This is a genomic window from Streptomyces sp. NPDC054872 (assembly GCF_053610705.1).
The window spans coordinates 26,020-33,064 of the sequence record NZ_JBSGYY010000064.1 but is presented as its reverse complement, the minus strand read 5'-3'; the positions used below and the strand labels follow the sequence as shown (position 1 = coordinate 33,064).

7 protein-coding genes are annotated in these 7,045 nt (G+C 70.5%); 4 read left to right on the top strand and 3 right to left on the bottom strand.

Annotated features, from left to right (window positions below):
- Positions 1-118: 118 nt before the first annotated feature.
- On the bottom strand, positions 119-850 hold the full coding sequence (locus ACWGIH_RS42000; protein ID WP_453448553.1) for an SDR family NAD(P)-dependent oxidoreductase: 732 nt from the start codon (positions 848-850) through the stop codon (positions 119-121).
- A gap of 35 nt (positions 851-885) precedes the next feature.
- Here ACWGIH_RS42000 and ACWGIH_RS41995 point away from each other — a divergent pair, with 35 nt between their 5' ends.
- The gene (locus tag ACWGIH_RS41995) at positions 886-1,623 is read left to right on the top strand and encodes a vWA domain-containing protein (protein ID WP_453448477.1); all 738 of its coding nucleotides are present in this window, start codon (positions 886-888) and stop codon (positions 1,621-1,623) included.
- A 37-nt stretch (positions 1,624-1,660) separates the two neighbouring features.
- On the opposite strand, the gene ACWGIH_RS41990 is transcribed toward ACWGIH_RS41995, so the two are convergent.
- A complete protein-coding gene (locus ACWGIH_RS41990; RefSeq protein ID WP_453448478.1) occupies positions 1,661-2,608 on the bottom strand; it encodes a tyrosine-protein phosphatase in 948 nt (315 codons plus the stop codon).
- Positions 2,609-2,996: 388 nt separating this feature from the next.
- Between ACWGIH_RS41990 and ACWGIH_RS41985 the strand changes: the two genes are divergently transcribed.
- The 3 genes from ACWGIH_RS41985 to ACWGIH_RS41975 all read left to right on the top strand — a co-directional run bounded on the left by ACWGIH_RS41985 (position 2,997) and on the right by ACWGIH_RS41975 (position 5,949).
- Positions 2,997-3,200 carry a cold-shock protein gene (locus ACWGIH_RS41985; RefSeq protein WP_037661310.1) on the top strand — a complete coding sequence of 68 codons (204 nt, stop codon included), beginning with the start codon at positions 2,997-2,999 and terminating at the stop codon, positions 3,198-3,200.
- Between the two features lie 94 nt (positions 3,201-3,294).
- A complete protein-coding gene (locus ACWGIH_RS41980) occupies positions 3,295-4,974 on the top strand; it encodes a DEAD/DEAH box helicase (protein WP_453448479.1) in 1,680 nt (559 codons plus the stop codon).
- 120 nt (positions 4,975-5,094) lie between these two features.
- Positions 5,095-5,949 carry a pentapeptide repeat-containing protein gene (locus tag ACWGIH_RS41975; protein ID WP_453448480.1) on the top strand — a complete coding sequence of 285 codons (855 nt, stop codon included), beginning with the start codon at positions 5,095-5,097 and terminating at the stop codon, positions 5,947-5,949.
- 80 nt (positions 5,950-6,029) lie between these two features.
- On the opposite strand, the gene ACWGIH_RS41970 is transcribed toward ACWGIH_RS41975, so the two are convergent.
- Positions 6,030-6,944 (bottom strand): hypothetical protein, encoded by a 915-nt coding sequence (locus ACWGIH_RS41970; protein WP_453448481.1) that lies wholly within the window; start codon positions 6,942-6,944, stop codon positions 6,030-6,032.
- Positions 6,945-7,045 lie beyond the last annotated feature (101 nt).

Sequence of the window (7,045 nt, the reverse complement as noted above, 5' to 3'; positions counted from 1 at the left end):
CCTCAAACGCCGGAGGGGCTGAGTAGTTCAGCCCCTCCGGCGTTTGAGGAGCGGGGTCCGGGGCGGAGCCCCAGTTTCGGGAAGGGGTGGGATTGGGGAAGCCCCGCAGGGACCGCCCCTACCCCGCCGTCGACCCGCCGTCCACCGCGAACTCCGCCCCCGTGATGTACGACGACGCCTCCGACGCGAGGAAGAGGATCAGCTCCCCGACCTCCTCGGGGCGGCCCATCCGCCCCAGCGGCAGATGGGACCAGTCCCGCCCCGCGGAGGCCGAGGAGATCATCGGGGTGTCGATCACCCCCGGATGCACGGAGTTGACCCGTACCCCGTACTCCGCGAGGTCCAGCGCCGATGAGCGAGTGAGCCCCCGCAGCCCGAACTTCGTCGACCCGTACGCCGCATGGCCCCGGATCCCCACAAGCCCCGCCGTCGACGAGACGTTCACGATCGAGCCGCCGCCCACCTCCCGCAGCGCGGGCAGCACCGCCTGGATGCCCAGGAACGGGCCGAGCAGATTGACCCGGATCAGCGCGTCGAAGTTCTCGTACGTCTCCTTCTCCACCGAAGCCGTCCGCCACAGCGCCGCGTTGTTCACGAGCGCGTCCAGACGGCCGAAGGCCTCCACCCCGGCCGCCACGGCCGACGCCCAGCTCTCCGCGTCCGTGACGTCATGGCGTACGAAAAGGCCTTGCGCGCCAAGGGACTTGGCGACCTCGCGCCCCTCCTCCTCACGCACGTCCGTGACCACGACCCGCGCCCCCGCCTCCGCGAAGAGCCGCGCCTCGGCGGCCCCCTGCCCACGGCCCGCACCGGTGATCAGTACCGTCTTGCCATCGAGCCCGTAAGAGATCACGTCACCGCCAGGAATGGACAGGAGTCAGGGAAATGGGGCCGCACATGGGACCGGCGATCAGCCTGAGCAAGGTGGAAGAGGCGGCGCCCGCGCTCGTGAGCCTCTACAAGACGGCGGGCGTCAGCCTCCGCAAGCACGGCCTGGACGGGCAGCGCGCCGCCGTCTACCTCGTCGTCGACTATTCCGGCTCCATGAAGCCGTACTACAGGGACGGCACCGTCCAGGCCCTCGCCGACCGCGTCCTCGGTCTGTCCGCGCACTTCGACGACGACGGCACCGTGCCCACGGTCTTCTTCTCCACGGACGTCGACGCCATCACGGAGATCGCACTCGACCGCCACCACGGTCGCATCGACGAGATCGTCGCCGGGCTCGGCCACATGGGCAGGACCAGCTACCACCTGGCGATGGACGCCGTGATCGACCACTACGTCGACAGCGGTTCCACGGCGCCCGCCCTGGTCGTCTTCCAGACCGACGGCGGCCCCATCAACAAGCTCGCCGCCGAGCGGTATCTGTGCAAGGCGTCGAAGCTGCCGCTGTTCTGGCAGTTCATCGGCTTCGGGGACGCGAAGAGCAAGCAGTTCGACTACCTCCGCAAGCTCGACGAACTCGCCGTCCCCGCCAAGCGTGCCGTCGACAACGCCGGCTTCTTCCACGCGGGGCAGGACCCGCGCACCGTCCCGGACGACCGTCTGTACGACCAGTTGGTGGGTGAGTTCCCGGCCTGGCTCGCGGCGGCGCGGGCGCAGGGGATCGTGACTGCCTGACACCCACCCGCCGGATCTCCTGGCCCCGCCGGATCTTCTAGCCGACCATGCGGTCCCGCAGCGCGAGAATCGTCCGCACATCAAGCCCGAGTCCCTTCCTCAGATAGCCGTTGAGGCTGCCGTACTCCTTCTTCACCTCGGTGAGCGCCGCCTCCAGATAGCCGGTGCGGACCTCCTGGAGCGGGATCAGCAGATCGGGGTTCTGCATCAGACCGCCCTGCTTCAGGCCCTCGCGCACCTTCGCGTCGTGAGCCGCGCGATAGGTGTTGGACGCCAGGAAGTCGCTTACGGCGGTGTGCTCGGGGACGCCGACGGCGCGCAGCAGCAGATAGCTGGTCCAGCCGGTGCGGTCCTTGCCGGCCGTGCAGTGGTAGAGCAGCGGTGACGCCTTGCCGCCGTACGCGATGTCGCGCAGGGTCGCCGCGAACTGCGCGCGGTTGGGGCCGTCGGTGACGAAGGAGCGGTAGACGTCGCGCATGAAGGCGTCCGCCCTGCCGCTGCCCAGCATCTCCTCCTGCTTGACCGGGTCCCTGGAGCCGATCACGGTCATCAGCGTCGCGAAGAGTCCGTTGTCGCTGACGGGCCTCGCCGTGGGGGTGAGCCCGGCGGGCAGCCGGTCGGGCCCGTCGTACTGGACCTCGGCGGGCACCCGGAAGTCGACGACCTTCTTCAGGCGGAGCCCGGCGAGGGTGGCGACATCGGCGTCGGTGAGCTTCGCGAGGGCGTCGGCGCGGAAGACCTGGCCGTGACGGACCCGCTCGCCGTCGTAGGTGCGGTAGCCACCCAGGTCTCTTACGTTGACGGCGCCCTGCATGGGGATGTGGCGCACGCCGTCGTACGCGGACCCGGGGTGGTGCGGGGCGTGCCGGGCCGTGCCCCGCTCGGGTGCGGTCGGCCCGGCGTGGGCCGCCCAGGCGGGCAGGGCGCTCAGCGCGAGCGCGGAGACCAGGACTCCGACTGCCGTACGGGTTCGGGAGATGCGCATCGGGCCGCCTTCCTCGGTAGCGGTCGCCATGGCCACTCGTCGCTCAACCAAGCGATTGTTTGGTTGAAGGTAGCGGGGTGCTCCGACAGGAGGAAGGTGTGCGCGGCAGGTATCTCGCGGTGTGCGCGGCAGGTATCTCGCGGCCCGGAGCCCGGCGTGGCCCCTGGGGTCGCGGGGCCTGCGGGGGTCTCGAAACAGGCGGTCCGTCGTCCGTGTTAGGCTTATGCGTCGCAGTTTTGGTACCCATGAACTTTATGTGCGCCTGACGGGAATGCTCCGAAGGCGCACTATTGTTTTTTTCCGGTCTCTCCGGGATGGGGGTCATTGCAGCGCTTGGAATCCACAATTCCGTGGTTTTCCTTACTCTGCCCCTGTTGAGGAGATTGACATGGCAACCGGCACCGTTAAGTGGTTCAACTCGGAAAAGGGCTTCGGCTTCATCGAGCAGGACGGCGGCGGCCCCGACGTCTTCGCCCACTACTCGAACATCGCGTCCTCGGGCTTCCGTGAGCTCCTCGAGGGCCAGAAGGTCTCCTTCGACGTCACGCAGGGCCAGAAGGGCCTGCAGGCCGAGAACATCGTTCCCGCCTGACGTTCGTAGCACGCGAACCTCATAGCCGGGGCCCGCACCAGGAAGGTGCGGGTCCCGGCTTGTGCTGTCACCAGGTCCAGGAAGGCATTTCCGTATGAATCGCTCCGAACGCCCCGCACGTCCTGCCCGCGGGCGCTCCACGAACGCACGCGGAAAGGCCCCGGTGGCCGGCGGCGGCCAGGCGAAGGGCGCCGCGAAGAAGCAGGGCCGCGCCAAGCCGAGGCCCGTCGGCGGCGAATTCGCGCTGCCCGAGAGCATCACGCCCGCGCTTCCCGCGGTCGATGCCTTCGCCGACCTGGACATGCCCGAGGCCCTCCTGAAGACGCTGGCCGCGCAGGGCGTCACCGAGCCCTTCCCGATCCAGGCAGCCACGCTTCCCAACTCCCTCGCGGGCCGCGACATCCTGGGCCGTGGCCGCACCGGCTCCGGCAAGACCCTCGCCTTCGGCCTCGCGCTCCTCGCCCGCACCGCGGGCCGCCGCGCCGAGCCGCGCTCGCCCCTCGCCCTGGTCCTGGTCCCCACGCGTGAGCTCGCGCAGCAGGTCACGGACGCGCTGACCCCGTACGCGACGTCCGTGAACCTGCGGATGTCGACGGTCGTCGGCGGCCTGTCCATCACCAAGCAGGCGGGGACGCTGCGCCGCGGCGCCGAGATCATGGTGGCGACGCCCGGACGTCTCAAGGACCTCATCGAGCGCGGCGACGCCGATCTCTCGCAGGTGCGGACGACGGTCCTCGACGAGGCCGACCAGATGGCCGACATGGGCTTCATGCCGCAGGTCACCGCGCTCCTGAAGCAGGTCGAGCAGGGCGGCCAGACCATGCTGTTCTCGGCCACGCTCGACAAGAACATCGACCGGCTGGTCCGGATGTTCCTGACGGACCCGGTGGTGCACTCGGTCGACCCGTCCGCGGGCGCGGTCACGACGATGGAACACCACGTCCTGTACGTCGCCGACGAGACCGACAAGAAGGCCGTGGCCCTGCGCATCGCCGCCCGTGAGGGCCGAGTGATCATGTTCCTGGACACCAAGCGCGCGGTGGACCGCTTCACCAAGCGGCTGCTCGCCAACGGTGTACGGGCCTCCGGGCTGCACGGCGGCCGCTCGCAGCCGCAGCGCAACCGGACCCTCGACCAGTTCAAGACCGGGGAGGTCACCGCCCTTGTCGCCACCAACGTGGCGGCCCGCGGCATCCACGTCGACGACCTCGATCTCGTCGTGAACGTCGACCCGCCCACGGACCACAAGGACTATCTCCACCGCGGTGGGCGTACGGCGCGTGCCGGTGAGTCCGGCAGTGTCGTCACGCTCGTCCTGCCGGACGAGAAGCGGGAGATGACGCGTCTGATGTCCGACGCGGAGATCAGCCCGAAGACGGCGCGGGTGAAGTCCACGGACGAGGAACTGTCGCGCATCACGGGTGCGCGTGAGCCTTCCGGGGTGCCGGTGGTGATCGAGGTTCCGCAGCAGCAGCAGGCTTCGCCGCAGCGGGGGCGGAGGCGTCCCGCCGGGCAGGGCGGGGGAGGCCAGGGCCAGCGCCGTTCGCGCCCCCAGGGGCAGTCGCAGTCCCAGGGCGGCGGCCAGGGCCAGTCGCGGTCCCAGTCCCAGGGGCAGTCCAGGACCCAGTCCCAGGGCCAGCCCCGGTCCCAGGGCCAGTCCAGGACTCAGCCGCAGGCCGGCGGCAGGCCCTCTGCGGGGGGCTCGACCGGTGGTGGCCGCGCCAGGCGTGGCGGCGGTCGCCCCAGCGGGGGCGCGGGGCGCAGGGCGGCGTAGCGCTGTCCTCGGCGGCGGGGCTCGTACCCCGCTGCCGGGACGGGCGCCGCGTTCTCACCGCCCCGGCGGTATCCGTTGCCGAACAGGCCTTTCCCGCCCGATCGCCTGAGGAAGGCATTGATGACCGAGAAACAGCCGGGGCAGCGGCAGTTGCTCCCCCTCGCCGACAGCGACGACCGGCAGGATCTGCGTGCCGACTGCGGGAGCTGTTTCGGGCTCTGCTGCGTGGCCCTCACCCTCTCCAAGTCCTCGGACTTTCCCGTGGACAAGGCGGCCGGGACCCCCTGCACCAACCTCCAGCAGGACTTCCGCTGCGGCATCCACCAGAAGCTGCGTCAGAAGGGCTACTCGGGCTGCACGGTCTACGACTGCTTCGGCGCCGGTCAGAAGGTCTCCCGGTCCACGTACGGCGGCACCGACTGGCGGCAGGACCCTGACACCGCCCGCCAGATGTTCGACGTCTTCCCGGTGATGCGCCAACTGCACGAACTGCTCTGGTACTTGACCGAGGCGGTCGCCCTGCCCCAGACCCGCCCGATCCGGGCGGAGCTCCGGAGCGCGCTGGACAAGACCGAGCACCTCACCCGGGGCACCCCGGACGAAGTGGCCGGGACGGACGTGGCCGCACACCGTGCGGACGTCAACGTCCTGCTCCTGCGCACCAGCGACCTCGTGCGCGCGGACATCCGCCGGAAGAAGAAGGACCGCAGGGGAGCCGACCTCTTCGGCGCCCGACTCCGCGGCGCCGACCTGCGCGGTGTCACCCTCCGCGGGGCCTGCCTCATCGCCGCCGATCTCGGCGGCGCCGACCTGCGCACGACCGACCTCATCGGCGCGGACTTCCGGGACGCGGACCTGCGGGGCGCGGACCTCACCGGCAGCATCTTCCTGACGCAGACGCAGGTGAACGCGGCGAAGGGCGACGCGGAGACCAAACTGCCGCCGGCCCTCGCCCGCCCCTCGCACTGGGGTTAGCCGGGAGAGGGGCCGGCCGGGAGACGTGACGGCCCGTGGGGTGAAGGGGCTGAGCCCCTGCCTCTGCCCCCCCCGCCGCCTCACGTATCGCACTCCAGCACCGTCCGGCACAACGTGCACCGCGCCCGCATCCGCCCCCGGGCGGGCAACCGGATGCGCTGCCGGCACGTGGGGCAGGGGAACGAGACCCGCAACGGCTCGGCGGCCCCGCCCGAACCCCGGGAGAACGAGTACGCCTCACCCCCGGGTGAGACCCCCGCCCCGCCGGAGCGCCGCTCCAGCGCGTTCCGCCGGTCCTTCGCGTACCGCCGCCGCCCCGACCACCCCGCGGCCGTCAGCGGTGGCTGCTGTTCGTCGCGCCGGGCCTGCTCGAGACCCTTCGTGTAGGCGGTGTACGCCTGCGCGCTGGTGAACCACGTCTCCGGTGCCTCACCGAAGGCGATGGCCCGCTTGGCCAGGACGTACCCGAACTCCTCGGGCGTGAGGTAGCCGAGCTTCTGGGACGAGGCGCCGTCCTCCCGGTACGCGTCCAGAAGGAGCCACCCCGCCCCCAGATACGTGGTGGCGGTGTCCGTGAGGATCTCGTTGTCACGGGTGCCGGGGAACACCAGATCAAGCCGGTGCAGATACACGTGCATGACCTCGTGGGCGAGCGCCGCGCCGATGTCCCTGCGGTGCGTGCGGAACCGGTCGTTGAGCTCGATGAAGTGCTCCGGCCCTGCGGTGAGTTCGACGTTCGCCGCGTGTTCCATCTCGCGGAAGCTGACGATCACGCGGGCGTCCGGGAGCCGCAGATGACGCACCATCTCGCGGGCCACGCGCTGCACGCCCAGATGCAGGTCGTCCTGGTCGGAGAAGGCGACGTCGGCGGGGGCGACGCTGGTGTCGAAGGTGTGGACGGTGTGGTACGACAGGCGCTTGTAGAGCGCGGTGATCGCGGAGCACACCGTGTCCAGGTGGGGGTATCCGTGCACCACCGGCCCGCCGTCCGCCATGCCGGCACCCCCTGGAGACATCCTCAAGTCGCCTCCACTGTAAGGCGGGTCCCCGCCGGCGGAACCAGGTGACGTGCAAGGCGCTGGCTGAAAACCGCCCC

Coding starts and splice junctions, on each gene's coding strand:
- ACWGIH_RS41995 (WP_453448477.1), top strand. CDS start 886: ATGGGGCCGCACATGGGACCGGCGATCAGCCTGAGCAAGGTGGAAGAG.
- ACWGIH_RS41990 (WP_453448478.1), bottom strand. CDS start 2,608: ATGCGCATCTCCCGAACCCGTACGGCAGTCGGAGTCCTGGTCTCCGCG.
- ACWGIH_RS41985 (WP_037661310.1), top strand. CDS start 2,997: ATGGCAACCGGCACCGTTAAGTGGTTCAACTCGGAAAAGGGCTTCGGC.
- ACWGIH_RS41980 (WP_453448479.1), top strand. CDS start 3,295: ATGAATCGCTCCGAACGCCCCGCACGTCCTGCCCGCGGGCGCTCCACG.
- ACWGIH_RS41975 (WP_453448480.1), top strand. CDS start 5,095: ATGACCGAGAAACAGCCGGGGCAGCGGCAGTTGCTCCCCCTCGCCGAC.
- ACWGIH_RS41970 (WP_453448481.1), bottom strand. CDS start 6,944: ATGGCGGACGGCGGGCCGGTGGTGCACGGATACCCCCACCTGGACACG.